At 58.5% G+C, this 26,057-nt stretch carries 18 protein-coding genes and 1 pseudogene; 7 read left to right on the top strand and 12 right to left on the bottom strand.

Annotated elements, in window-relative coordinates:
• Positions 1-37: 37 nt before the first annotated feature.
• The gene (gene ldtB, locus MC50_RS16700; protein ID WP_160873486.1) at positions 38-961 is read right to left on the bottom strand and encodes a L,D-transpeptidase; all 924 of its coding nucleotides are present in this window, start codon (positions 959-961) and stop codon (positions 38-40) included.
• A gap of 191 nt (positions 962-1,152) precedes the next feature.
• The gene (locus MC50_RS16705) at positions 1,153-1,935 is read right to left on the bottom strand and encodes a tyrosine-protein phosphatase (protein WP_047664436.1); all 783 of its coding nucleotides are present in this window, start codon (positions 1,933-1,935) and stop codon (positions 1,153-1,155) included.
• 178 nt (positions 1,936-2,113) lie between these two features.
• Here MC50_RS16705 and MC50_RS16710 point away from each other — a divergent pair, with 178 nt between their 5' ends.
• Positions 2,114-3,709 carry an ABC-F family ATPase gene (locus MC50_RS16710; RefSeq protein WP_004859854.1) on the top strand — a complete coding sequence of 532 codons (1,596 nt, stop codon included), beginning with the start codon at positions 2,114-2,116 and terminating at the stop codon, positions 3,707-3,709.
• A gap of 407 nt (positions 3,710-4,116) precedes the next feature.
• On the opposite strand, the gene MC50_RS16715 is transcribed toward MC50_RS16710, so the two are convergent.
• From MC50_RS16715 to MC50_RS16725, 3 genes are all read right to left on the bottom strand, one after another.
• Complete coding sequence (locus MC50_RS16715) at positions 4,117-4,365, bottom strand: hypothetical protein (RefSeq protein WP_032697677.1); 249 nt, start codon at positions 4,363-4,365, stop codon at positions 4,117-4,119.
• Between the two features lie 144 nt (positions 4,366-4,509).
• Positions 4,510-6,876 (bottom strand): glycoside hydrolase family 31 protein, encoded by a 2,367-nt coding sequence (locus MC50_RS16720; protein ID WP_047664438.1) that lies wholly within the window; start codon positions 6,874-6,876, stop codon positions 4,510-4,512.
• 14 nt (positions 6,877-6,890) lie between these two features.
• Positions 6,891-8,192 (bottom strand): MFS transporter, encoded by a 1,302-nt coding sequence (locus MC50_RS16725; protein WP_047664441.1) that lies wholly within the window; start codon positions 8,190-8,192, stop codon positions 6,891-6,893.
• A 300-nt stretch (positions 8,193-8,492) separates the two neighbouring features.
• On the opposite strand from MC50_RS16725, the gene MC50_RS16730 reads away from it, so the two are divergent.
• Positions 8,493-9,566: a LacI family DNA-binding transcriptional regulator gene (locus MC50_RS16730; RefSeq protein ID WP_032688696.1), complete on the top strand. Its 1,074-nt coding sequence runs from the start codon at positions 8,493-8,495 to the stop codon at positions 9,564-9,566.
• On the opposite strand, the gene MC50_RS16735 is transcribed toward MC50_RS16730, so the two are convergent.
• The 6 genes from MC50_RS16735 to moeA all read right to left on the bottom strand — a co-directional run bounded on the left by MC50_RS16735 (position 9,563) and on the right by moeA (position 18,011).
• Positions 9,563-10,828, bottom strand: coding sequence for a DUF1479 domain-containing protein (locus MC50_RS16735; RefSeq protein WP_032700523.1), 1,266 nt, complete (start codon positions 10,826-10,828; stop codon positions 9,563-9,565). The two genes, MC50_RS16730 and MC50_RS16735, sit on opposite strands and share 4 nt — an antisense overlap.
• A gap of 146 nt (positions 10,829-10,974) precedes the next feature.
• Positions 10,975-11,790 (bottom strand): Cof-type HAD-IIB family hydrolase, encoded by an 816-nt coding sequence (locus MC50_RS16740; protein WP_032688694.1) that lies wholly within the window; start codon positions 11,788-11,790, stop codon positions 10,975-10,977.
• A 740-nt stretch (positions 11,791-12,530) separates the two neighbouring features.
• Positions 12,531-14,963: a formate C-acetyltransferase/glycerol dehydratase family glycyl radical enzyme gene (locus MC50_RS16745; protein WP_032688693.1), complete on the bottom strand. Its 2,433-nt coding sequence runs from the start codon at positions 14,961-14,963 to the stop codon at positions 12,531-12,533.
• Positions 14,964-14,967: 4 nt separating this feature from the next.
• Positions 14,968-15,867 (bottom strand): glycyl-radical enzyme activating protein, encoded by a 900-nt coding sequence (locus MC50_RS16750; RefSeq protein WP_032688692.1) that lies wholly within the window; start codon positions 15,865-15,867, stop codon positions 14,968-14,970.
• A 153-nt stretch (positions 15,868-16,020) separates the two neighbouring features.
• On the bottom strand, positions 16,021-16,776 hold the full coding sequence (gene moeB / locus MC50_RS16755) for a molybdopterin-synthase adenylyltransferase MoeB (protein WP_032688691.1): 756 nt from the start codon (positions 16,774-16,776) through the stop codon (positions 16,021-16,023).
• On the bottom strand, positions 16,776-18,011 hold the full coding sequence (moeA, locus tag MC50_RS16760; RefSeq protein ID WP_032688690.1) for a molybdopterin molybdotransferase MoeA: 1,236 nt from the start codon (positions 18,009-18,011) through the stop codon (positions 16,776-16,778). Before moeA ends, moeB begins: the two co-directional genes overlap by 1 nt.
• 279 nt (positions 18,012-18,290) lie before the next feature.
• Between moeA and iaaA the strand changes: the two are divergent.
• From iaaA to gsiD, 5 genes and pseudogenes are all read left to right on the top strand, one after another.
• Positions 18,291-19,275, top strand: a pseudogene (gene iaaA / locus MC50_RS16765) (beta-aspartyl-peptidase).
• Entirely contained in the window at positions 19,244-21,100 is a 1,857-nt protein-coding gene (gsiA, locus tag MC50_RS16770; protein ID WP_032688688.1) for a glutathione ABC transporter ATP-binding protein GsiA, read from the top strand. Before iaaA ends, gsiA begins: the two are co-directional and overlap by 32 nt.
• 37 nt (positions 21,101-21,137) lie before the next feature.
• Positions 21,138-22,679 carry a glutathione ABC transporter substrate-binding protein GsiB gene (gene gsiB / locus MC50_RS16775; protein WP_047664446.1) on the top strand — a complete coding sequence of 514 codons (1,542 nt, stop codon included), beginning with the start codon at positions 21,138-21,140 and terminating at the stop codon, positions 22,677-22,679.
• A gap of 91 nt (positions 22,680-22,770) precedes the next feature.
• Positions 22,771-23,691, top strand: coding sequence for a glutathione ABC transporter permease GsiC (gsiC, locus tag MC50_RS16780; RefSeq protein ID WP_015584828.1), 921 nt, complete (start codon positions 22,771-22,773; stop codon positions 23,689-23,691).
• Position 23,692: 1 nt separating this feature from the next.
• Complete coding sequence (gene gsiD, locus MC50_RS16785) at positions 23,693-24,604, top strand: glutathione ABC transporter permease GsiD (RefSeq protein WP_032688684.1); 912 nt, start codon at positions 23,693-23,695, stop codon at positions 24,602-24,604.
• 111 nt (positions 24,605-24,715) lie between these two features.
• Here gsiD and rimO read toward each other — a convergent pair whose 3' ends face one another.
• Positions 24,716-26,023, bottom strand: coding sequence for a 30S ribosomal protein S12 methylthiotransferase RimO (gene rimO / locus MC50_RS16790; RefSeq protein WP_047664447.1), 1,308 nt, complete (start codon positions 26,021-26,023; stop codon positions 24,716-24,718).
• Between the last annotated feature and the right edge of the window lie 34 nt (positions 26,024-26,057).

Consider the following 26,057-nt stretch of genomic DNA (forward strand, 5'->3'; position numbering starts at 1 on the left):
ACCGGGCCCGCCTTTTTCATACTGTTACGTCAGAAGATTAGTTCAGACGAACCGGCATACCGGAACGGTTCTGGACAGCCTGCTCGACCACGGTCTGATCGACGTCGGACTGGCTGGTGACCGCCTGGACTTCTTTGGTCAGCGTAATCGGCACGATTTCACCGCCCTGGAACTGGGCTTCGGTGGTGGACAGCGGGTTATGTACTTCGACATAACGGCTACCGTCCGGCTCGGTGGTGGCTTTCACCGGCTCATCGATAAACTCGACGCGGGTGCCGACCGGCACATTCTCAAACAGGAATTTGATGTCTTCGTTACGCAGACGGACGCAGCCGTGGCTGACGCGCAGTCCGATACCGAAGTTAGCGTTGGTGCCGTGGATCGCGTACAGACGACCAATATACAGCGCATACAGACCCATCGGGTTGTCAGGACCCGCCGGTACGACGGCCGGCAGCGGGTTACCCGCTGCGATATATTCCGCGTGCATTTTCGCCGTCGGCGTCCAGGTCGGACCCGCTTTCTTACGTTCTACCTTAGTGACCCATTTGATCGGCGTATCTTTGCCCAGCTGGCCGATACCAATTGGCAGCACGATAACGGTGTTGGTGCCTTTCGGGTAGTAGTAAAGACGCATTTCCGCGCTATTGATAACGATACCTTCATGCACGGTGTCCGGCAGAATCAGCTGCTGCGGGATATTCAGCACGGTGCCGCTCTTCGGCAGATAGGTATCCACGCCCGGGTTGGCTTCCAGCATGTTGGACAACCCCATCTGGTATTTAGCTGCGAAATATTCCAGCGGTTGCTTGTTGTTATCAGGAACCGTAATCACCTGGTTCTGACCAATCAGTCGGCTACCGTCGGTCGGCAGCGGATAAGTGACAGCGGATGCAGTGTTGCAAAAGCCGACGAGGGCGAAGGCTGCCGCTAAGAGTGTCGATATTTTCATATTCTTCATGTCGTGTGCAGTGGCAAAGCCACAAAGGCCTTTGTCAGATGATTCAGCTAATAGATGGGAGCGCATTATATGTGCATTCCATCCAACAGGGAAATCAGATGTGTACGAAATCACACTTTTTTGCCAGTTGTTTCAAGTGTAGTTCGCCGTTTTTCATTTCTGCGGTAAATCGTGGCAGGAAAAAACGGCATTTACCCCTCGAGAAAGCGTGAGCGCAGCGCTTCACGCACGTCGGGCGTCAGCTGATATTCCTGTTCCAGCCATCCATCCACGCTGGTATAGCGCTCGTGAATTGCCGATAGCGCCGCCGCGAGGTACGACTCATGTACCGTCAGGATTTCTGCCAGATTCTGCCGTCCGCGGGGGGTCAGTTGATCGCCGAGCAGGCCAAGGAGCCCGCTTTCGACCTGGTTCAGCGTACCGTGGGTGAGGAGATACTCCTCCATCACCGTCGGCGTGTCGCAGCCAAGGGCGAACAGCGTCAGCGCGCAGCCCACGCCGGTACGATCTTTACCCACCGCACAGTGCTGCAACAGCGCACCGTCAGCAGGCTGTATCAACCAGCCGGCAAGCTGGCGATAGGCGGCGTTGTTAAAGGGTAACTGACGATAAAGCTGCAGCATAAATTTCTCGCCGTTCATGGCATTGAGCGTCGCGGCGTTAAGTTCCGTGACTTTGGCATCGACCTCTGGCGTCAGAGGATTGGCGGGCGCATTGAGATAACGCATCCGTCCATTCAACCTGTCGGGGCTGCGCTGGACCTCGTGCGGATCGCGGTAATCAATGACCCGGGTCACCGGCAGATTATCCAGGCGGCTCAGATCCTCGTCGGTCATCTGGTGTAACGAGCCGGAGCGCAGGAGTTTCCCCTGGCGCACGCGGCGGCCGTCGGCGGTGTGCAGGCCGCCGAGGTCACGAAAGTTGATGCCGCCCTGAAGCGATAAGAATGCCGGATGGCGGGAGTAGGTGGTCATAGGTTCCTTCCAGATTAAGGGAAAAAATCATGTATCGGTTAAATGAATCGCGCAATATGAGAGAGACCGTACCACAGGCGCTGCCTGCGATTTTATTGCAAACCGTGAAAAGTGATGGCTTTGCTGGCATAATGCCCGATGTATCACACTTCTCATTCTCTTTTTTCAGGATAACCCCGTGCTAGTATCCAGCAACGTCACCATGCAGTTTGGCAGTAAGCCGCTGTTCGAAAACATCTCCGTCAAATTTGGCGGCGGCAACCGTTACGGCCTGATTGGCGCCAACGGTAGCGGTAAATCCACCTTTATGAAGATCCTCGGCGGCGATCTTGAGCCGACGTTGGGTAACGTCTCTCTCGATCCGAACGAACGTATCGGTAAACTGCGTCAGGATCAGTTCGCCTTTGAAGAATTCACCGTGCTGGATACGGTCATTATGGGCCACGGCGAGCTGTGGGAAGTAAAACAGGAGCGCGATCGCATCTATTCCCTGGCGGAAATGAGCGAAGAAGACGGCTACAAAGTGGCCGACCTGGAAGTCACTTACGGTGAAATGGACGGCTATTCTGCCGAAGCGCGCGCCGGTGAACTGCTGCTCGGCGTCGGGATCCCGGTTGAACAGCATTACGGCCCGATGAGCGAAGTGGCGCCAGGCTGGAAGCTGCGTGTACTGCTGGCGCAGGCGCTGTTTTCGAACCCGGATATCCTGCTGCTCGATGAACCGACGAACAACCTGGACATCGACACCATTCGCTGGCTGGAGCAGGTGCTGAACGAACGTGACAGCACCATGATTATCATTTCGCACGACCGTCATTTCCTGAACATGGTCTGCACCCATATGGCCGATCTCGACTACGGCGAACTGCGCGTTTATGCCGGCAACTACGACGAGTATATGACCGCTGCGACCCAGGCTCGCGAACGCCTGCTGGCCGACAACGCCAAGAAAAAGGCGCAAATTGCCGACCTGCAATCCTTCGTCAGCCGCTTTAGCGCCAACGCCTCAAAATCTCGCCAGGCGACCTCCCGCGCCCGCCAGATTGACAAAATTAAGCTGGATGAAGTGAAAGCGTCCAGCCGTCAGAACCCGTTCATCCGTTTTGAACAGGATAAGAAGCTGTTCCGTAATGCGCTGGAAGTGGAAGCGCTGGCGAAAGGTTTTGACAATGGTCCGTTGTTCAAAGGGGTCAATCTTCTGCTGGAAGTCGGTGAGAAGCTCGCCGTGCTCGGGACCAACGGCGTGGGTAAATCCACGTTGCTGAAAACCCTGGTTGGTGAACTGGAACCGACCAGCGGCAGCGTGAAATGGTCTGAAAACGCGCAGATTGGCTACTACGCGCAGGATCACGAATACGAGTTTGAAAACGATCTGACCGTCTTCGACTGGATGAGCCAGTGGAAGCAGGACGGTGATGACGAGCAGGCGGTGCGCAGCATCCTCGGTCGTCTGCTGTTCAGCCAGGACGATATTAAAAAGCCGGCTAAAGTGCTGTCCGGTGGTGAAAAAGGTCGCATGCTGTTCGGTAAGCTGATGATGCAAAAGCCGAACATCCTGGTCATGGACGAACCGACTAACCACCTGGATATGGAATCGATCGAATCGCTGAACATGGCGCTGGAGATGTATCAGGGGACCCTGATCTTCGTTTCTCACGACCGCGAGTTCGTCAGCTCGCTGGCAACCCGCGTGATCGAAATTACGCCGGAGCGCGTGATCGACTTCAGCGGTAACTACGAAGATTACCTGCGTAGCAAAGGTATCGATAACTAAGTGCCTGCGATCCCGGCGCGCCTGCGTGCCGGGATAACCTTGTTCAGAGCAGCCCTGCTCTGAAGCTCTCTGCTACCATCCGCCATGCATTCAGCCCCCTTAATTTACTCATCTTTCCTGCACAATACTGTGAATAAATAGCCGCTGAATTATCTGTTGCAGGAGGGGGCCATGAGCGCGTTTTCGCTGAGTGATTGCGTGGCTGAACCCCGTCTTCTCTGAATCTGAACGGGGTAGCGTGCAATGATTATTGTTCTGACTTTACTGAGCCTGGTGCTGTACTGCGTGCTGATTGGTTTTCTGATCGCTGCGGTTTGAGGGAGCGCGGCCGCCCGACGGCACGGCCTGATGAGCCGGGCAGCTATGCGACAGCTGCCGCCCGGCACGAACCGAAGAGGCAGGGCAACTTAGTGGTGATGCGCGGCGGCGGCAGGGGCCGGGAAACCGCGGTAGGTTGGCGCGGCGCTGGTAAATGTCCCTGGGCTATAGGCCTGGGCGATCGCCGCATCGTTTTCATCAGCGGCAAAGCGGCTGATGGCCGTGGTTTTGGCCGCGGCGGAGGGCAGCGGCATTTCAGGAGAGGGTTTTTCCTGAAATGCCAGGGCGCTGGTGGAACATAACGTCAGCCAAACAATAAGAGCGCTCAGTACTTTCATCGTCAGAGGTCCGGATCCGGGGAAGGGGCACTCTTACGGTATAACCGGCGCATCGAAAACGCCACGCGTTCTTACCGTTGTAGCGTAGTTAGTTACAACTGGACATCAATTCGCTGCCCCTCCCGCCAGGGAAGGGCACCGGGACTACCTCAGACGCCATTCACCGGCTTCTTTACCATTGATCCGCAGCTTGCGCTTTTCACCGGCGGGTAAAGTCACTTTCAGCGTATCCCAGGCCGGGCAATAACGGCCGCGAGGGGTCAGTTGCAGGCTGATGGTGCTGGCGTCACAGACCATCTCCCACGTCAGCCACAGCGCATCATCCTCTTTATAGCCCCAGCTTTCGCCATCGTCCTCAAACAGCAGACCCTGCGACGACCCCACGCCTTTCAGCGGGAACAGCTTCAGCTCGCGCCGATCGTCTTTTGTCGCGCTGACATGGGTGATGCGTTCGCTGAGCGGCAGGCCGGCTCCGGCGCGGACCAGCAGCGGCAGATGTTCCAGCGGCGCATCTCGCGTTATCCACTGGCCAGCGGAGAACCACTCCCCGCTATAAAAATCGTACCAGCCGGAGCCGTTTTCCGGCAACCACACCCGGCGCTGACGCTGGTCTGGTTCGACGACGCTGGCGACCAGCAGATCGCGCCCCAGCAGGAAATCATCGCACTCTTCAAAGGTTTGCGGATCGTGTTCATGATCGAGGAACGTTGGTCGCAGCATCGGCTCATCGTCGGCGTGGGCCTGCCACAGGAGCGTATACAGATAGGGCAGCAGGCGATAGCGCAGTTCTATCGCGCTGCGAATCGCCGGGGTCACGCCCGGATACATCCACGCCTCGTTGACCGTCTGGTCATCGTTCCATGAATGGATGGTAAAGCGCGGGTGCATCACGCCATTCTGCACCCAACGTACGAACAGCTCGGCATCCGGTTTATCACCGGAAAAACCGCCGACGTCGTGGCCCACGTTATATAAGCCGGATAAACTCATCCCCAGCCCCATGCGGGTGTTATAGCGCAGGGTCTCCCAGCTGGTGCGGTTGTCGCCGCTCCAGGTCTGGACATAGCGCTGCATTCCGGCACAGCCGGAACGGGAGATCAGATACGGTCGCTGTTGTGGCGCGAAACGCTGCTGGGCTTCCATTGAGGCGCGCATCATCAGCAGCGGCATCACCGGGCGAATATGCTTGATGGCGATGCTCTGGCCAAAGCCGTGACAGCGGGCTTCGCCATCCCAGACTTCAAATTCGTTATTATCATTCCAGGTGGAATCGATGCCCATCTCCAGCAGTTGGTGGGTAACGCCGTCCTGCCACCAGGCGACGGTGTGGGGATTTGTGAAGTCAAGGTGCGACCCTTCGTCATCCCAGAAGCTGGAGCGTTCCGGCGCGTCGGTCTCCGAGTCGCGAATGAATAACCCTTTTTCCGCCACTTCGCTATAGCGCGGATGGTCCTGCAACAGACAGGGTTTAATATTGGCCGCCAGCTTAATGCCGGCGTCATGGAAGCGCTGAGTCATCACTTTTGGCTGCGGCACCTTGTCGTAGTTCCAGTTAAACACGTAGCGCTTACCGTTGATCGAGGTATAGCCGGAAGAGAGCTGGAAAGAGTCGCAGGGAATCGCATGCGCTTCACACAGACGGATAAAGTTCATCAGCTGATTTTGCGCATCCGGCGCGTCGGTGTAATGCATGGTGGAGCCGCTGTAGCCGAGACTCCATTTCGGCCCGAACAGCGTTTTACCGGTCAGGCGAACAAATGCTTTGGTGACATCCAGCGCCCGTCGGCCGGTGAACAGGTAGTAATCGATATCGCCCGCTTCCGCCTGCCAGCGGCGATAGGCGGTGTGGTAGTTATCAATTTCATTGCCCAGATCCAGCCAGCAGCTGCTCAGATTATCGTAGAACAGGCCATAGCTGATGTCGCTACGCTGGGTAAGGGTAAAGGGGATATGCTTGTACAGCGGGTCGGTACTGACGGCGTTATAGCCCATCGCGTCGAGATTACGCATTTCATAGCGTTTACCGTTGCGCTGAAGATCGCCGGCCTTCTCGCCAAGGCCATAAAATCGTTCGTCCTTGCGGCGGCTCAGATAGTGCGCCGCGCCGTCGCCGTGGGCGTTGAGCAGATAGGCGCTGGTGGGGCGGTCATTGACCAGCGGGAGCCATTCGCCGTCGTCATGACGATAGCTCCACTCCAGCCACAGCGGTTGGTGGACGGTGACACGCAGCTGCCCGGTGGCGACCGTCAGGCTCTCAGCATGTTGTTCAAGCGTCCACGCGGGCAGGCTAAAGCCGCTCAGATCCTCACGAGGGCGGCCTTCCCACGGCACGTCCTGCTGCGGTGCAATGCTCCAGGTACGGTCCAGCGCCAGCTGACCTTTGCGCTTAAGCAGGACGCGGAACAGGTTCTCTTCCAGTACATACAGGCACAGCGTGTGCTGCCCGTCGATAGTTAACTCAACGTGATGAGCCAAGCGTTGGTGCAATGTCCAGTGTTTCAGCGTTTTCATCTTTGTATCCACTCTCAGGCGCGTTTGGCGCGACGTTCAGCAATAAATGCCACCAGGAAGATGGCGCCAATCAGGTCAAAGAACCCCATGGCGATAAACAGCGGGTTGAAGCCAATTTTGTCGGCGGTCACCCCGATTAATAGCGAGAACAGGAAGCTGGCAATCCAGGCTGCGGAACCGCGCATCCCGTTGACCGTTGCCATCTGGCCTTTATCAAACGACTCCACCACCAGCGCGCTCAGCATGCAGGAGATGATCTGGTGGCCGAAGCCGCCGATGGAGATCAGCACGATGGTGATATAGGGGTCGCGGGTGATGGCAACGAGGGCCAGCGAAATCATCAAAAAGGCGCCGGTCACCGAACTGGCGACGACGGCGTTAACCCGGGTATAGCCGAACCAGCGGGTATACAGTCTGGTCAGATAGCCGCTGACGACGCTGCCGAGGTCGGCGGCAAGAAACGGCAGCCAGGCGAACATGGCAATTTGTTTCAGATCCATGCCGTGCTCTTTAGCGAGGTACAGCGGGACCCAAAAGCTCAGCACCGCCCAGGCCGGTTCAGCCATGAACGCCGGAATCGCGATACCGTAAAAGCGCTTGTTTTTCGAGACGGTTTTTAAGGCGGTGAAGAACGGCAGCTTAACGGCCGCCGGCTCGTTGTCCTGGCGAATGAACGCCAGCTCGCTTTTGTCGAGGTTCGGGTGTTTTTCAGGGTTGTGATAAAGCGCCCACCACAGCACGACCCACAGCAACGCCAGCACGCCGGTGAACATAAACGCGCCCTGCCAGCCGAAAGAGGCGTGGGCGAAGTAGATAATCGGCGGCGCCAGCATCGCGCCAATCGAGAAGCCGACGCCGGCCCAACCGGCGGCGATTGGACGTTCCGATTTCGGGAACCATTCACCGATGGTTTTGGCGTTTGCCGGCGTGGCGGCGGCTTCCGCACCGCCCATGAAGAAGCGCAGGATGGCCAGGTGCAGCCAGCTACCGGCACCGGCGTGAGCGATACAGGCAATGGCCCACAGCGTGGCGCAAATCATAAAGCCGAGCTTCAGGCCGATGACGTCGATAAGCCAGCCGCACAGCGGCTGGAAAAGGGTGTAGGCCAACTGAAAAGCGCCGACAATCCACGAATACTGTTCGGTGGTAATGCCGAGCGAGACCTTCAGCTCCGGGGCGATAATCCCCAGAGAGTTACGTGTGATGTAGTTGACGGTGACGCCGAGTAAAAAAAGGACCAGCATCCACCAGCGTAAATTCTTTATCACCCGCCGGGATTTGCTGGCGGCGATATCGTTGTTGAGGCCTTGACTCATAGAACTCTCCACAAGATTTTTAATGTAGGGTAATGACCGGCTCGCACCACGAGTTGTCATACCGGTTCCTGTAATGGTTTGAATAATATTGTTTTATTTGTTCTTATATCCGGGTAACTAGTATGGAAGTTATCGGACCAATTCAGGTTAGGCGAGAAAAACGGCGGGCAGTAGCGTTATTTATGAAAGTTTTTTCATAAGATGACGAAATGCTCACTGAAGAGGCAAACATTTACTTGATAATCTGGCTTTGTCGGTGATGAAAATTCTTTCATTTTGAAGGTGGAGCTGGATCACAAAATGGACAAAAAGCTCAAAATAGCCGAGATCGCCAGCCGGACGGGGATGTCGGCGAGCACGGTTTCCAGAGTGCTGGCAGGAAAAGCGAACACCAGTGAGAAGGCCCGGCGGGCCGTGCTGACGTGTGCGCGCGACATGGGGGTGCTGGAGGGCATCGCCGCCGGGCGTATGCTGCTCAACAGCCTGGTCGTCTTTGCGCCGCAGCGGGCGTTTGATGAGCGTTCTGATATCTATTACTACCGGGTTATTCAAAGTATCCACCATGCGCTGGCCGCTCATGAGGTGCGCCTGCGAACCTGCGCGCTGGAAGAGAATGACAGCGATGCCAATCAGTTCCTGGCCCGCATGAACGAACCGGAAACCGAAGCGGCGATCCTGCTGGGAATTGACGATCCGCATATTCACGATCTGGCGGTAGATCTGGCGAAACCCTGCGTGCTGATCAACTGCCGCGACGAAGCGATGCGCCTCTCCTCCATTGCGCCGGATCACCGGCTGATTGGCCAGTTTGCCGCGCAGTATCTGTTTGATATGGGGCATCGGGCGGTGCTGAATGTGATGTGCCTGCGGCGTTACACGATGGACCTGCGGCTGGCCGGTATCAAAGAGGCCTGGCGGATGCGCAACCTGCATTTTACCGATGGGCGTGATCTGCTTACGGTCGCCAGCTTTAGCGCCAGGGACAGCGAAGAGCGGGTGGGCGAATGGCTTGACGCGCGGGCGGGTAAATCGCTGCCAACGGCATTTTTGGTCGGCGGAGATTTTATGGTCGCCGGGACGGTGAGCGCGCTGCAAAAGCGCGGGCTGCGGGTGCCGCAGGATATTTCGGTGATGAGTATCGACGGTTTCAACCTCGCCGCCATTCAGGATGTGCCGCTGACCGCTGTCCACGTCCCGCGCGACGAGCTGGGCACGGAAGCGGTACATCTGCTTCAGCAGCGGTTGATTCGCCCGGATGCGCCGCGCGGCTCGCTGCTGCTGCACGGTACGCTGGTGGTACGGGATTCGGTAAGGCGGATCCGTTCCGGTAACCGCCTTACCACGGTTGTGCAGGCAGGGCTCTACGACGACTAGACGGCGATACCCAGCGCCCGTTTACCATGAATATTGAGATCGTCCAGGGTAAAGCGCTCCTGCCAGTCGGCCTCATAGTCTTCACGGGGGAAGTCCCCCGGCGAAGCGCCGTTTTCCAACGCCAGCTTGACCTTCTGCGCGTAGGCGAGGTTTTTCTCGCACATTGGCGCAGCGGGAATGTACATCACATTGCCCCAGCCCTGCTGGTTTTCCACCGGCGCCACCGAATGAATCACATCGCAGTGCCACCACACCGAATCGCCGGCATTGAGCGCCGGGATTGAACTGAGCGCTTTGATCAGCAGCGGATGCCATTTCTCGGAAACCGGCAGCACTTTCCCCGGCGCCACGCCGCACAGCTCATCGTCCGGCACATCGTCCAGCAGCGGGCGCAGCAGGATATACGCCATCGCCTCCGGAATCGGCACCACGTGCAGCAGCCCCTGATCGGGAATCATATCCGAGAGCGCGGTCCAGCCCTGGAAAGTACGGAAGACCGAGCACTTGGTCGTGTTGTCGACGGTGTACTCTTCGACTTCGGTACGGTGCGCGGCATTCCACGGGTCATAGGCATCAATATTGCCGTTGAAGACGTTGGCGAAGACGCGCTGATAGGCCGGCAGCAGCCAGCGCTCCAGCGCGCCGGAATCGGTATGCGCTCCCAACCCTTTCGAGGTGGTTCCCGGCGGGCGACGGCGGATGCGATCCGGATAGATAACGCTCACGTCCGGGTCGAACCACTGCTTGCCGTCATGGTTAAAGGTCCACAGGCGGTTGAGGAAGGACTGCACGGCCGCCATCTCATCGCTCTGACGCGCCTGCATCTGCGCCTGTGACCAGTAAATCGGGTAAATCTCCGGGCGCGAAGCGTCAAGTGAGCCGAAGAAGGTGTCGCCAGGGCCTTTGTAGACATCGTCGAAATGGTTACGGTCGAGATATTCAAGCATCGCGTTATCCCAGGCCAGCGCCCGTTCGCGCGAGAAGTGACCTTTGATTACCGCGCAGCCGCGGCGCTTAATGGCCTCGCGCTGGGCCTCGCTGACTTTCCCTTGCGCGATATCGTTGAACGGGATCACCGGCCAGACATCCTCGCCGCGGGCTTTCAGCGCCTCAATCTCTTCCAGGCGAGCGGTAATCTTTGCAGTGAGGCGATCGAATACCGCCTGCACATCGCCGATTTGTGCACGCAGATGCTGTTTCATTTGGCGGATCGCCGCTTTGTGGTCGGCGGGTAATGTTTCGTGGGTGTAGATAGCAGCCATGGTGACCTCACTCAGCTTTTAGCTTTCATTCGAAAGTATTAAATCTTACAAACGTTAATTTAAGTTAAATTTAAGTTAATGCAAGTTTAAAACTTAGAGGAGGCGCACAAAATGGAAAAACCGGGGCAGGGCGCCCCGGTCAGCGGTCAGCAGGAGAAGGGCGGCGTCTTATCGAGAACGGCCTGAATGACCTTCAGCGCGCCGTGATGGTTGTTGTCGTCAGTCGTGTAATCGGCGATAGCTTTGATGCTTTCGGCGGCGTTACCCATGGCGAAGGCGTATTTCACCAGCTTCAGCATTTCTGCATCGTTGCCGCTGTCGCCGATGGCGACGCACTCCTGCGGCGAGAGCTGCCAGCGTTTGAGCAGGCGGCTGATGCCGTTCGCTTTATGCAGGCCGGGAATGATTAAATCAACGAAGCCGAAACCGCTGGTCACCGGCTTCATGATGCCATCGAGTGAAACGTGCAGTTTATCGATAAGCTGCGGGATATCGCTATCCGGCAGATTTAGCGAGAATTTGAACAGGGTGTCGTTAATGTTCTGATAATCGCTGATTCGCTGCAGGCGATGATAGTGTTTTGCCATCAGGGCGACGAAAGCGTCGGGTGCGTTGTCGCTGACGTAGGCGCTCTCCAGGCCACAGGCGACGAAGTTCAGCTGGCTGTCTTTCAGCAGCTCGCCAATCACCACCTGGGATTCATGACGGGTCAGCTCGCCGTGGAACAGCTGTTGGCCGTGTTCGTACACCAGCGCACCGTTCTCGGCGACAAAAGAGATCTGCTCGCGAATTTCCGGGAAAAAAGAGATCAGCTGATAGTACTGGTTGCCGCTGGCGACAACAAATTCAATACCCTGCTGCTGAAGTTGCGCGAACTGCGCGAGAAAACGCGGGCGATCGTACTGCTTGGCGTCATTGAGAAAAGTTCCGTCCATATCGGTGACGATAACTTTAACGGTCATAACAAATGCTCCTGGCTAACTTCGACCAGTAACATTCTAATTACAATGTGACCTGAAGCACAAATTTATTTCGAATGAAAGTTTGCGTTCCCTTATGTGCAGGAGAAAATCCCCGGGTGGCGGCGTAAACGCCTTACCCGGGCTACCGTCACACAGCGAGCTGTGAGCCCGTAGCCCGGCTAAGCGCAGCGCCAGCCGGGGGTTTTACTTACAGCGTATGCCCGGTACGGGCGATGCTCTCGTCCCCGGGTGGCGGCGTAAACGCCTTACCCGGGCTACCGTCACACAGAGAGCTGTGAACCCGTAGCCCGGCTAAGCGCAGCGTCAGCCGGGGGTTTTACTTACAGCGTATGCCCGGTACGGGTGATGCTCTCGTCCCCGGGTGGCGGCGTAAACGCCTTACCCGGGCTAGCGTCACACAGCGAGCTGTGAGCCCGTAGCCCGGCTAAGCGCAGCGCCAGCCGGGGGGGTTACTTGCGGCGTATGCCCGGTACGGGCGATGCTCTCGTCCCCGGGTCGCGGCGTAAACGCCTTACCCGGGATACCGTCACACAGCGAGCTGTGAACCCGTAGCCCGGCTAAGCGCAGCGCCAGCCGGGGGGGTTACTTGCGGCGTATGCCCGGTACGGGCGATGCTCTCATCCCCGGGTGGCGGCGTAAACGCCTTACCCGGGCTACCGTCACACAGCGAGCGGTGAATCCGTAGCCCGGCTAAGCGCAGCGCCAGCCGGGGGTTTTACTTACAGCGTATGCTCGGTACGGGCGATGATATCGTCCTGGGCATCCGGCGACAGGGCGGTAAAGAACGCCGAGTATCCCGCCACGCGGACCACTAAATCACGATACTGGTCAGGGTGCTTTTTCGCTTCCAGCAGCGTCTCCCGCGACACGATGTTGTACTGGATATGCCAGCCTTTATGCACTTCGAAGAAGGTACGCAGTAGCACCATCAGTTTCTGTTTATCGGACTCGTTCTCCAGCGTCGCCGGGTTGAGCTTCTGGTTAAGCAGCACCCCCCCGAGAATCGAACCGGTCGGCAGTTTGCCGACGGAGCTGATGACCGCCGTCGGCCCCAGATGGTCAGTCCCGGAAGCCGGGCTGGCGCCTTCCGCCAGCGGCGAATGCGCCTTACGTCCGTCCGGCGTGGCCATCGTCTGGGCGCCAAACGGCACGTTAGCAGAGATGGACGACGTGCCGGCGTAGTAGTTGCCGCCGATTGGACCGCGGCCATAGCGCGGGTTGTGGTACTGCTTCAGCTCATCGATATAGGTCTGGTACGCGCGCGCCAGCAGGGTATCCACGCTGTCATCATCATTACCGTACTTCGGCGCGCCGTTGATTAAGCGCTGACGCAGCTGCTCGTGGGTCAGGCCAGCAAAGTCTTCCGCTAGCGCTTTTGCCAGCTGCTGCTGACCGATTGCCCCCTGCTCAAACACCAGCTTTTTCACGGCGACCAGGCTGTTGCCGAGGTTGGCAATACCGACCTGCAGTCCGGAAACCCAATCGTATTTGGCGCCGCCTTGTTTGATGCTCTTCGCCCGCTCGATGCAATCATCCACCAGCGCCGAGCACAGAATGTCGTGGACGTTCTCTTCCAGCATGGTATCGACGACGTACTCAATCTCTATCGATTTGCGCGTGTAGTAGCGAATCTGGGTATCCCAGTCTTCCAGCACCTGCTCGAAGCGGGTGAAATTGCCTTTCGACAGCGCATGTTCTTGCGGCAGGAACACCTGACCGCTGGTAGCATCGCGACCGCCTTCCAGGGCGGCGAGCATCACGCGGGCGAAGTTGATAAAGCTCATCCCGGTGCAGCGATAGCCCCACTTGCCGCCGACGGCGGTTTCGATGCAGCCGATGGCCGCGTAGTCGTAGGCATCCTGTGGTTCGATGCCGAGTTTGATGAATTCCGGAATAACGATTTCGTCGTTATTGAACGCCGGCATCCCGAAGCCGCAGCGAATGACCTGTACGCAGGCGTCAAGGAAGTCATTACTCATGCCGGCGTGGTAGCGCACGCTGAGGTTCGGCTGGGTGGAGCGCAGACGGCCGCAGGATTCGAGAATCGCATAGGAGAGCGGGTTCACCGCATCCTGCGCGTGGCCGTCGACCAGGTTCTGGCCGCCGATGGTCACGTTCTGGTACAGCGGGCTGCCCGCGGAGGCTTTCGAGTGCGAGCCGGAGCGGATTTTGTTCACTTCCAGCAGCTTCAGCCAGCAGCTGTGCAGCAGCTCAATCGCTTGTTCGCGCGCCAGCGATTGCTGCAGCTCGACGTCGCGACGGTAGTAGGGATAGAGGTACTGATCCATACGCCCGAAGGAAACCGAGTGGCCGTTGGATTCAATTTGCAAAATCAACTGGATGAAGTAGCACAGCTGCAGCGCCTGCCAGAACGTTTTTGGCGGTTCATGGGCGATGAGGTCGCAGTTTTCGGCGATGGCCAGCAGTTCGTCGCGGCGCGTTTCGCGTGTCTCGGCGGCAGCCATGGTACGGGCCAGTTCGGCAAAGCGTTGGCAGTGTGCGCTCACCGCTTCCAGCACGATATCAATGGCTTTCAGGAACTGCTCGCCGTGCAAATCTTCCAGCACCGTAAGGTTGATGCGTGAACGGCGCTCGGCCACTTTGGCGCGCATGCCGTCGAGCCCTTTTTCCAGCAGCAGCGGATAGTTGACCGCAAGGTGGGCGTCGCCGGAGGTCATATTGCCTTCCGCTTTAATAATGCCGGTGGCCAGCAGCGCTTTTTGTTCATCGGTAAACATCCCGTAGCAGCGATCCTGAACGGTCTGTCCACGCCACCACGGGCAGATCTCGTGCAGCACCCGCTTGTTCTCTTCGCTGACGGCGAAACCGGCCCCCGGACGATCGGCCAGATCATCGATCTCTTTTTCAATCCAGCTGACGGTATATTCCGGGAAGATCGGCGCGGCGCGGACTTCGCTTGCCTGGTTGCCGACGATCAGCTCGTCGTGTTTGATCCAGATAGTCCGCTCCGCCAGGTGATGGGCCAGCGCCAGCGCGCGACGTACCGGGATCGGCTTATCCAGATGCTGCTGATAAGCTGCGGTATAATGCTGCGCGCGCTCGGTGCATACCGGCGGCTTAACGATATGTACCAGCGCCATTTTATGCGCCTGAATGCGAGCGCTCAGCGTATCCAGTTTCAGGGTAGTCATGAGTTTATCCTCGTAAAGTAGCCGTTAAACCTTTGCTCTGAGCATAGTGCTGCGCGAAGGCGAGCAGCTCGGGTGCAGCAAGCGGTTTGTCCGGAGCGGTATAGGGCTGACTGAGTAACTGATATTTGTTCATTCCCAGCGTGTGGTACGGCAGGAAGTGAATCTCCTCGACCTTCAGACGGTCGGCGGCAAAATCGGTGATGGCGGTAATGGCGGCTTCATCGGCATTAAATCCCTGAATCAGCGGGACGCGGATGATGATTTTTTTGCCGGCCTGCGCAACGCGTTGCAGGTTATCCAGCACCCGGCGGGCGCTGCCATCCGTCCACTGGTTGAAAATCGCTTCGTTCACATGCTTAAGATCGGCGAGAAACAGATCTACCCACGGCAGCGAAGGCGCCACGTATTTCCACGGCACGTGCAGACAGGTTTCGACGGCGGTGTGAATACCGGCTTCATGACAGGCCTGAAACAGCTGCTGCGCCAGCTCAGGATTCATAAACGGCTCACCGCCTGAGAGGGTAACCCCGCCGCCGCTGCGCTCGTAGAACGGTTTATCGCGCAGTACCGTCGCCATAATCTCCTCCACGGGCTGCTCTTCGCCGCAGACGGTGAGTGCGGTGGTCGGGCAGCATTCGCGCAGCCGCGCATAGTGGTCATCGGTGAGCTTTTCACGATGGATAATCAGGCCATCCAGCTTGCGGGTTATCACCTCCGGCGCCGCCTGCTGACACAGATCGCAGCCGTCGAGACACAGCCGGGCGTCATACAGCAGATCCGCCGTGCGGGAGCGACTTTCCGGATTCTGACACCAGCGGCAACCCAGTGAGCAGCCTTTAAGGAATACGACGGTGCGAATCCCCGGGCCGTCGTGGGTTGAATAGCGCTGAATGTTGAAGATCATGTTGAGCCCTCTTTTTGCATATGAAGATTAAATTACTTTCGAATGAAGGTTGCCTTGATGCAAATCAACAAGCAGAACGGATACGCCCGGGGAGAGGAGGGAAAGGTGTAGCGGGTCACAGATTAGCCGGCGACGGTCGCCGCCGGTGGGGGGTTAGCGGCTGGCGCACACCTCGCACTGCGGATTACGCGGCAGCTTCATTTCACGAAACTGACAGGTCATCGCGTCGTACATGACGATTTTGCCTGCCGCCGGCGCGCCGTAGCGGCTGAGTACTTTAATCGCTTCCATCGCCTGTAACGCGCCGATGACACCCACCAGCGGCGCCATCACGCCCGCCTCCACGCAGGTGAGGGCGTTGTCGCCGAACAGACGGCTCAGACAGCGATAGCATGGCTCACCCTCCTGCCAGGTAAAAACGCTGATCTGGCCTTCCATGCGAATTGCCGCACCGGAAACCAGCGGCGTTTTATGCCGGAAACAGCCCGCGTTAAGCTGGTTGCGGATTGCGACGTTATCGGTGCAGTCGAGCACCAGATCGTGGGCGGCGATCTGCGCCCACAAGGCCTGCTCTTCCAGCAAAGCATTCAGCGTCGCGAGCTGCACGTGCGGGTTGATACGCGCCAGCGCGTCGCGCGCGGAGTCGACCTTCGGTTGGCCGAGGGTCGCATCGCTGTGCAGCGTCTGACGCTGCAGATTGGAGAGCGACACGGTGTCAAAATCCAGCAGCGTGAGCTGACCGACGCCCGCCGCCGCCAGATACTGCGCAGCCGCGCAGCCGAGCCCACCCAGGCCAACCACCAGCACCCGCGAGGCTTTCAGCTGCTCCTGACCATCAAAGTCGAAACCGCGCAGGATGATTTGCCGGTTGTAGCGCAGCATCTCCTCATCGCTGAGTTCAACCGCCATTACAGCCCCCCGAACAGATGGTTAAAGGGCTCGACTTCAACCCATTCACCCGCTTCAACGGCGCCGCGTTCACGTTCGAGGACGATAAAACAGTTGCCGAGACTGAACGAACTGAAGATGTGCGACCCCTGATGACCGGTCGATTCAACCACCAGCTCACCGTCCGGATTGCGTCGCAGCACGCCGCGCTGGAAGTCGAGACGGCCCGGTGATTTCTTCAGCCGCGTCGCGGCGCGAACGCGCAGGCGCATCGGCTGCGCCTGGCCGCCGTTGCCCCCCAGTTTTGCCAGCAGCGGCTGCACCAGCTGATAGAAGGTGAGGGTGGCGGAAACCGGATTACCCGGCAGGCCGCAGAACCAGCTGTTAGTCAGTTTTCCGAAGGCAAAAGGTTTGCCCGGCTTGATGGCCAGCTTCCAGAAGCCGATTTCGCCCAGCTCTTCGAGTATCTCTTTGGTGTAGTCCGCTTCCCCGACGGAGACGCCGCCGGAGCTGATGACCACGTCGGCCTGCCGGTCGGCCTCGATAAACGCCTCGCGCAGTCGATCCGGATCGTCAGGAATAATGCCAAGGTTAATCACCTCGCAGCCCAGTTGCTCAAGCATCAGGTGAACGGCGAGGCGGTTGGTATCGTAAATTTGCCCGTCGCCCAGCGGCTGGCCCGGCAGCTGCAGTTCATCCCCGGTCGAGAAGACCGCGACGCGCACTTTGCGCACCACTGCCACCTGGGCAATCCCCAGCGAGGCGAGCACCGGTAGTTCGGCGACGGTCAGCGGGGTGCCTGCCGGAAAGACGACGGCGCCATCGGCGATATCTTCCCCACGGCGGCGAATGTTCTGCCCGGCGTTGACCGGCGCGACGAAGCGGATGCCCTCTGCGGTCTGCTCGGTCTCTTCCTGCATCACTACCGCGTCGCAGCCTGGCGGAACTGGCGCTCCGGTCATGATGCGAATACAGCTTCCCGCAGGCCAGGCATCGTGGAACGGCTGTCCGGCGAACGCTTTACCCGCAACCGGCAGCGCCGCGCCGTCGGCGAGGTCGGCCAGACGTACGGCATAACCGTCCATCGCCGAGTTATCAAAACCCGGGACGTCCAGCGGTGAAATGAGATCATGGGCGGTTACGCGCGAAAAGGCCTGCAACAGCGGGACGGTTTCCACCGCGCTGAGCGGTGTAATTCGATTGAGCATCTGAGTCAGGGCTGTGTCGAGCGGCATCAGTCCGGCGGTAAAATCCATGAGGTTCTCCTGCGGGCAAAACATCGAAAACACCTATTATGACAGAAAAGCGCTGACGGCTATATGCCTCCACGGTACAGGGTTTACACCGCACTCCGCGCTTTCTATATTCAAAAATTGTATAGGACAGTCAGCACGATAATGATATTTATACATAAAATCATCCTGAATACATCGAAGCCGCAGGGCAATACACCTGGAAAAGAGCGGGTTATCCGTCGCCAGTCAGGAGCGGTTTGCAGGATGTATCAAGACACTTTATCGGTAAAGGATCGCTGAATGGGCAAGGCGGTGATAGCAATTCATGGCGGGGCGGGGGCGATTACGCGCTCTGCCCTGACGCCGGAACGTGAACGACAGTACGTGGCGGCGCTTTCGGCGATCGTCGATAGCGGGCAAAAAATGCTGGCGGCAGGCGCCAGCGCGCTGGATACGGTGACGGAAGCGGTGCGACTGCTCGAGGAGTGCCCGCTGTTTAACGCGGGGATCGGATCGGTCTTTACCCGCGATGCAACCCATGAACTGGATGCCTGCGTCATGGACGGCAACCGGCTGCAGGCCGGGGCGGTTGCCGGGGTCAAACATGTACGTAATCCGGTATTGGCCGCGCGCCTGGTGCTGGAACAAAGCCCACACGTGCTGCTGATCGGCGAGGGGGCCGAAGCGTTTGTCGTCTCCCATGGTATGGAACGGGTCGAGAACCATCTGTTTTCGACCACTGAACGTTTACTTCAGCTCCAACAGGCCCAGGCCGACAATGAGATTGTGCTCGATCATCGCGCCGCGCCGCTCGATGAGCGCCATAAGATGGGGACCGTCGGGGCGGTGGCGCTGGATTTGGCCGGTAATCTGGCGGCGGCGACCTCGACCGGCGGCATGACCAATAAGCTCCCCGGGCGCGTCGGCGACAGCCCGTTACCGGGGGCCGGCTGCTATGCCAATAACGCCAGCGTCGCGGTCTCCTGCACCGGAACCGGCGAAGTGTTTATGCGCACGCTCGCGGCCTACGATATTGCGGCGTTGATGGAGTATGGCAATCTCAGCCTGTATGAGGCCTGTGAGCGGGTGGTGATGGAAAAACTGCCGGCGCTCGGCGGCAGCGGCGGCCTGATCGCCATTGACAGAGAAGGCAACGTGGTTCTGCCGTTTAACAGCGAAGGCATGTATCGGGCCTGGTGTTACGCCGGGGATACGCCGACGATTGGTATTTATCGGGAATAAGGGGAAGCAGGTTGCCGCAGAGTCAAGAAATCGACGCCGATGATGTTCTGGTGGTACGCGATCTGAACGTGGCGTTTCGCCAGGAGCAGGAGACGTTTTCCGCGGTGCGGCAGCTGTCGTTTACCCTGCGACGGGGCGAAACGTTAGCCATCGTCGGTGAATCGGGTTCGGGAAAATCCGTGACCGCGCTGGCGCTGATGCGCCTGCTCGATCGGGCGGTAAGCGAGGTCAGCAGCGAAGCGCTGTGGCTGCGCCGCCGCAACCGTCAGGTGGTCTCCCTGAGTGAACAGTCAGCAGCGGGGATGCGCAGCGTACGCGGGGCGGACATGGCGATGATTTTCCAGGAGCCGATGACCTCGCTAAACCCGGTGTTTACTATCGGAGAGCAGATTGCCGAATCTATTCGTTTGCACCAGGGGCTGGGGCATGATGCGGCGCTGCGCGAAGCGAAGAAAATGCTCGATCAGGTCAGGATCCCCGAGGCGGAAACGATGCTTTCGCGCTATCCCCATCAGCTCTCCGGCGGGATGCGTCAGCGGGTAATGATCGCGATGGCGCTGTCCTGCCGTCCTGCGGTGCTGATTGCCGATGAGCCCACCACGGCGCTGGATGTGACGATTCAGGCTCAGATTCTTCAGCTCATTGCCGTGCTGCAAAAAGAGATGGCGATGGGGGTGATTTTTATTACTCACGATATGGGGGTGGTCGCCGATATCGCCGATCGGGTACTGGTGATGTACCGCGGAGAAGCGGTGGAAAGCGGCACGGTGGAGGAGATCTTCCGTGCGCCGCAGCATCCCTATACCCGGGCGCTGCTGGCCGCGGTTCCGCGGCTCGGGTCGATGCGCGGCAGCGATCTGCCGCGCCATTTTCCGTTACCAGAGCAAGCTGTCCCCGATGAGGAGGAACAGAAGACCGTCATCGCCGGTGAGCCGATTCTTAAAGTGCGTGACCTGGTGGCGCGCTTCCCGCTGCGCAGCGGCATTCTGAATCGCGTCACCCGTGAAGTCCATGCGGTGGAGAAGGTGAGCTTCGATCTGTGGCCAGGGGAGACGCTCTCTTTGGTCGGCGAATCCGGTTGCGGGAAGTCAACGACCGGCCGGGCCTTGCTCCGGCTGGTGGCGACGCAGGGCGGAACCATCGTTTTTAACGGCGAGCGGATTGATACGCTGGCAAACAGCAAACTCCAGGCGCTGCGCCGCGATATTCAGTTTATTTTCCAGGATCCGTTTGCGTCGCTCGACCCGCGACAAACCGTGGGCTATTCGATTATGGAGCCGCTGCGCGTACACGGCATGCCGGAGGGCGATGCCGCCCGCGCGCGCGTCGCCTGGCTGCTGGAGAGGGTCGGTTTGCAACCGGAGCATGCCTGGCGCTATCCGCACGAGTTTTCCGGCGGCCAGCGCCAGCGTATTTGTATCGCCCGCGCGCTGGCGCTCAATCCGAAAGTGGTGATTGCCGACGAGGCCGTGTCAGCGCTGGATGTTTCAATCCGCGCGCAGATTATTAATCTGCTGCTCGATTTACAGCGCGAAATGGGCATCGCATTCCTGTTTATTTCACACGATATGGCGGTGGTTGAACGCATCAGCCATCGCGTGGCGGTGATGTATCGTGGGCGAATTGTCGAGATAGGCCCGCGGCGCGCCGTGTTTGAAAACCCGCAGCACCCTTATACCCGCAAATTGATGGCCGCCGTACCGGTTGCCGACCCGACGCATCGTCATCCGCAGCGCGTACTGCTCTCTGACGAACTGCCGGGCAATATCTATAAGCGGGGCGCCGAGGTTAGCAGCATGCCGTTACAACAGGTGGGGCCGGGCCATTTTGTCGCCAGGGAACCCGTCGCCGACGTGCTGGGAAGATAACAACGACACCAACAATACAGCCTTTCAGGAGAACAACATGACACAACGTGTATTACGCAAAGGGTTGCTGGCGCTGGTCGTCACGTCAGCGCTGGCGGCAAGCCCGGCTTTTGCCGCGAAAGATGTGGTCGTGGCGGTCGGTTCTAACTTTACGACCCTCGACCCGTATGATGCCAATGACACCCTGTCCCAGGCCGTCGCCAAATCGTTCTATCAAGGGCTGTTTGGCCTGGATAAAGAGATGAAGCTGCAAAACGTGCTGGCGGAGAGCTATACCATTTCGCCGGACGGACTGGTTTACACCATCAAACTCCATTCCGGGGTGAAGTTCCAGGACGGCAGCGACTTTAACGCCGAGGCGGTGAAGGTCAACCTCGACCGCGCCAGCAATCCTGATAATCATCTCAAGCGCTACAACCTGTATAAAAATATCGCCAGTACCGAAGCGCTCGATCCGACGACGGTCAAAATTACTCTGAAGCAGCCGTTCTCCGCGTTCATCAATATCCTGGCCCACCCGGCCACGGCGATGATCTCTCCGGCGGCGCTGAAAAAGTACGGCAAAGAGATTGGCTTCCATCCTGTGGGAACCGGGCCGTATAAGCTGGACACCTGGAATCAAACCGATTTCGTGAAGGTGACGAAGTTTGCCGGTTACTGGCAGCCGGGTCTACCGAAGCTGGACTCGATCACCTGGCGTCCGGTGGTGGATAACAACACTCGTGCGGCGATGCTGCAAACCGGAGAAGCGCAGTTCGCTTTCCCCATCCCGTATGAGCAGGCGCCGCTGCTGGAGAAAAACAGCAAGCTGGAGCTGGTGGCCAGCCCGTCTATCATGCAGCGTTACATCAGCATGAACGTGACGCAAAAACCGTTCGATAACCCGAAAGTACGTGAAGCGATCAACTACGCGATCAACCGCCAGGCGCTGGTCAAAGTGGCGTTCGCTGGCTATGCGACACCGGCCACCGGCGTCGTACCGCCGTCTATTGCCTATGCCGAAAGCTTTAAACCGTGGCCGTATGACCCGGCGAAAGCCCGCGAGCTGCTGAAAGAGGCCGGTTTCCCTAACGGTTTCAGCACCACGCTGTGGTCGTCGCATAACCACAGTACCGCGCAGAAAGTGCTGCAGTTCACCCAGCAGCAGCTGGCGCAGGTGGGGATTAAGGCCCAGCTGACGGCCATGGATGCCGGGCAGCGTGCGGCGGAAGTCGAGGGTAAAGGACAGAAAGAGAGCGGGGTGCGGATGTTCTACACCGGCTGGTCGGCTTCAACCGGCGAAGCTGACTGGGCGCTGTCACCGCTGTTTGCTTCGCAAAACTGGCCGCCGACCCTGTTCAACACCGCGTTTTATGGTAATCCGCAGGTGGATAAAGATCTGACGGATGCGCTGAAAACCACCGACGTGAAGGAAAAAACGCGGCTCTATAAAGAGGCGCAGGAGACTATCTGGAAAGAGTCCCCGTGGGTGCCGCTGGTGGTGGAAAAACTGGTCTCGGCGCACAGCAAAAATCTGACCGGTTTCTATATCCAGCCGGATACCGGGTTCAGCTTCGACCAGGCGGATTTAACCCAGTGATGGAGGATACTCTGCTCCTCTCCCGCAGCGGGAGAGGAAGATGGCGCGAGCGGCTCCGCTTTTCATTCGCGCCTCCGGGCGAGGGGGGACGATGCTCAATTATGTGATTAAGCGTCTGCTGGGGCTGATTCCCACGCTGCTGATTGTGGCCGTGCTGGTGTTCCTGTTCGTGCATATGTTGCCTGGCGATCCGGCGCGGCTGATTGCCGGGCCAGAGGCCGATGCGCAGGTGGTGGCGATGGTGCGCCAGCAACTGGGGCTCGACCAGCCGCTGCATGTGCAGTTCTGGCACTATATCACCAGCGTATTGCAGGGCGATTTCGGCACCTCGATGGCGTCGCGCCGTCCGGTCAGCAGCGAAATAGCCAGCCGCTTTATGCCGACGTTGTGGCTGACCCTCGCCAGCATGAGCTGGGCGGTGATCTTCGGCATGGCGGCGGGCATTGTGGCGGCCGTGTGGCGCAATCGCTGGCCTGACCGCCTGGGGATGGCGCTGGCGGTGACCGGTATTTCGTTTCCGGCTTTCGCGCTCGGTATGCTGCTGATGCAGGTCTTCTCGGTGGAACTGGGCTGGCTGCCGACGGTGGGTGCCGACAGCTGGCGGCACTATATTTTGCCCTCCCTGACGCTGGGGGCCGCCGTTGCCGCGGTGATGGCTCGTTTTACCCGCGCCTCATTTGTTGATGTTCTGCACGAAGATTATATGCGCACGGCGCGCGCCAAAGGGGTCAGTGAGACCCGGGTGGTGCTGAAACACGGTCTGCGCAACGCCATGATCCCGGTGGTGACCATGATGGGACTGCAGTTCGGTTTTTTGCTCGGTGGGTCGATCGTGGTCGAGAAGGTCTTTAACTGGCCAGGTCTTGGACGGCTGCTGGTGGATTCGGTGGAGATGCGCGACTATCCGGTTATTCAGGCGGAAGTCCTCCTCTTTTCGCTGGAATTTATTCTTATCAATTTAGTGGTGGATGTTCTGTACGCCGCCATTAACCCGGCTATCAGGTACAAGTAAGGTGCGATTGCTCAACTGGAGAAGAGAGGCGGTTATTAACGCCATGCCGGGAGTTAAGCCCGGACAAATACGCACGCCGTGGCGTGAGTTCTGGCGGCGATTTCGTCGTCAGCCGGTGGCGATGGGCGCCGGTGTATTTGTCCTGCTGCTGATTGCAGTTGCTCTCGCGGCACCGTGGATAGCGCCGTTCGATGCGGAAAACTATTTTGATTATGACCGGCTCAACGACGGCCCGTCGATGATGCACTGGTTTGGGGTGGATTCGCTCGGGCGCGATATTTTTAGCCGGGTGTTGGTGGGAGCGCAGATTTCGCTGGCCGCCGGCGTGCTGGCGGTGCTGATCGGCGCGGCGATCGGTACCGTGCTCGGTCTGCTGGCCGGGTATTATGAAGGCTGGTGGGATCGCATCATTATGCGCATCTGCGATGTGCTGTTCGCCTTCCCGGGGATCCTGCTGGCGATTGCCGTGGTGGCGGTGATGGGCAGCGGCATGTCGAATGTGATCATTGCGGTGGCGATCTTTTCGATCCCGGCGTTTGCCCGCCTGGTGCGCGGTAACACCCTGGTGCTCAAGCAGCAGACCTTTATTGAATCGGCGCGCAGCATCGGCGCCAGCGATATGACGATCCTGTTCAGTCATATTTTGCCCGGTACGGTATCGTCGATCGTGGTCTATTTCACCATGCGTATCGGGGTGTCGATTATCTCCGCCGCCAGTCTCTCTTTCCTGGGGCTCGGGGCGCAGCCGCCGACTCCGGAATGGGGAGCAATGCTCAATGAAGCGCGGGCGGATATGGTGATGGCCCCGCACGTGGCGCTGTTCCCGGCGATTGCGATTTTCCTGACGGTGCTGGCGTTTAACCTGCTGGGAGACGGTCTGCGTGATGCGCTGGATCCGAAGCTAAAGGGATAACGTGCTATTCCCCGGTGGCGCTGTCGCTTACCGGGGCTACGGATTAGTGCGGTTTTGTCGCCCGGACTGGTGCGTTAGCGCCGCCGTCCGGGATACGATCAGAGGGTGGAATTAAACCCGGCTGCCCCACAGATCGTATTCGTCGGCGTGTTCGACTTTCACACGGACTACGTCGCCAGGTTTGACCTTCGTTTCGCCGTTCAGGTAGACCGCACCGTCGATTTCCGGAGCATCGGCCATACTGCGGCCAATGGCGCCTTCTTCGTCCACTTCATCGATCAGCACCGTGATCTCGCGGCCGACCTTCTCCTGCAGGCGTTCGGCGGAGATCTGCTGCTGCAGCTGCATAAAGCGGTTCCAGCGCTCTTCTTTCACCTCTTCAGGCACCTGATCCGCCAGCTCGTTAGCGGTCGCCCCTTCGACCGGGCTGTACTTAAAGCAGCCAACGCGGTCAAGGCGAGCCTCTTTCAGGAAGTCGAGCAGCATCTGGAAATCTTCTTCCGTTTCGCCCGGGAAGCCAACGATAAAGGTTGAACGCAGGGTCAGGTCAGGGCAGATTTCACGCCACTGCTTAATGCGCGCCAGCTGACGGTCGGCAGAACCCGGGCGTTTCATCAGTTTCAGAATGCGCGGGCTGGCATGCTGCAGCGGGATATCCAGATACGGCAGAATTTTACCTTCCGCCATCAGTGGAATGACGTCATCGACGTGCGGGTACGGGTAGACGTAGTGCAGACGGACCCAGATACCCAGTTTAGCCAGCTCTTCGCACAGGCTGACCATGCTGGTTTTAACCGGCGCGCCGTCGTGGAAGCCGGTACGGTGCTTCACATCGACACCGTAGGCGGAGGTATCCTGAGAGATGACCAGCAGCTCTTTGACGCCGGCATCGGCCAGGCGTTTGGCCTCGGACAGCACTTCACCAATTGGACGGCTGACGAGATCGCCACGCATCGACGGGATAATGCAGAAGGTGCAGCGATGGTTACAGCCTTCGGAAATTTTCAGGTAGGCGTAATGACGCGGCGTGAGCTTCACGCCCTGTTCCGGCACCAGGCTCAGGAACGGGTTGTGTTTAGGCTTCGGCGTATAGTGGTGGACATGCTGCAGAACCTGTTCATAGCTGTGCGGCCCGGTTATCTCCAGTACTTTCGGATGCACTTCGCGAATCTGGTCTTCTTTCGCGCCCAGGCAGCCGGTCACAATTACTTTGCCATTTTCTTTTAACGCTTCGCCAATGGCTTCCAGAGACTCCTGAACGGCGCTGTCGATAAAGCCGCAGGTGTTGACGATAACCATATCGGCATTGTCGTAGGTGGGGACCACGTCATAACCTTCGGTACGCAGTTCGGTCAGGATGCGTTCTGAGTCCACGAGGTTTTTCGGGCACCCTAATGATATAAATCCAATCTTAGACATTTTTTTGTACAATCAGTTGCTCACAATGCCGGGG

Origin of the sequence: Klebsiella planticola (assembly GCF_000783935.2) — a bacterium.
Taxonomy (GTDB): domain Bacteria; phylum Pseudomonadota; class Gammaproteobacteria; order Enterobacterales; family Enterobacteriaceae; genus Klebsiella; species Klebsiella planticola.

What these genes read in the sequence shown, in the direction of transcription:
- ldtB (WP_160873486.1), bottom strand. Translation starts at nt 961, where the DNA reads ATGAAGAATATGAAAATATCGACACTCTTAGCGGCAGCCTTCGCCCTC.
- MC50_RS16730 (WP_032688696.1), top strand. Translation starts at nt 8,493, where the DNA reads ATGGACAAAAAGCTCAAAATAGCCGAGATCGCCAGCCGGACGGGGATG.
- MC50_RS16725 (WP_047664441.1), bottom strand. Translation starts at nt 8,192, where the DNA reads ATGAGTCAAGGCCTCAACAACGATATCGCCGCCAGCAAATCCCGGCGG.
- gsiB (WP_047664446.1), top strand. Translation starts at nt 21,138, where the DNA reads ATGACACAACGTGTATTACGCAAAGGGTTGCTGGCGCTGGTCGTCACG.
- MC50_RS16740 (WP_032688694.1), bottom strand. Translation starts at nt 11,790, where the DNA reads ATGACCGTTAAAGTTATCGTCACCGATATGGACGGAACTTTTCTCAAT.
- MC50_RS16745 (WP_032688693.1), bottom strand. Translation starts at nt 14,963, where the DNA reads ATGACTACCCTGAAACTGGATACGCTGAGCGCTCGCATTCAGGCGCAT.
- rimO (WP_047664447.1), bottom strand. Translation starts at nt 26,023, where the DNA reads ATGTCTAAGATTGGATTTATATCATTAGGGTGCCCGAAAAACCTCGTG.
- moeB (WP_032688691.1), bottom strand. Translation starts at nt 16,776, where the DNA reads ATGGCGGTTGAACTCAGCGATGAGGAGATGCTGCGCTACAACCGGCAA.
- MC50_RS16705 (WP_047664436.1), bottom strand. Translation starts at nt 1,935, where the DNA reads ATGACCACCTACTCCCGCCATCCGGCATTCTTATCGCTTCAGGGCGGC.
- moeA (WP_032688690.1), bottom strand. Translation starts at nt 18,011, where the DNA reads ATGGATTTTACCGCCGGACTGATGCCGCTCGACACAGCCCTGACTCAG.
- gsiC (WP_015584828.1), top strand. Translation starts at nt 22,771, where the DNA reads ATGCTCAATTATGTGATTAAGCGTCTGCTGGGGCTGATTCCCACGCTG.
- MC50_RS16715 (WP_032697677.1), bottom strand. Translation starts at nt 4,365, where the DNA reads ATGAAAGTACTGAGCGCTCTTATTGTTTGGCTGACGTTATGTTCCACC.
- MC50_RS16750 (WP_032688692.1), bottom strand. Translation starts at nt 15,867, where the DNA reads ATGATCTTCAACATTCAGCGCTATTCAACCCACGACGGCCCGGGGATT.
- MC50_RS16735 (WP_032700523.1), bottom strand. Translation starts at nt 10,828, where the DNA reads ATGGCTGCTATCTACACCCACGAAACATTACCCGCCGACCACAAAGCG.
- MC50_RS16720 (WP_047664438.1), bottom strand. Translation starts at nt 6,876, where the DNA reads ATGAAAACGCTGAAACACTGGACATTGCACCAACGCTTGGCTCATCAC.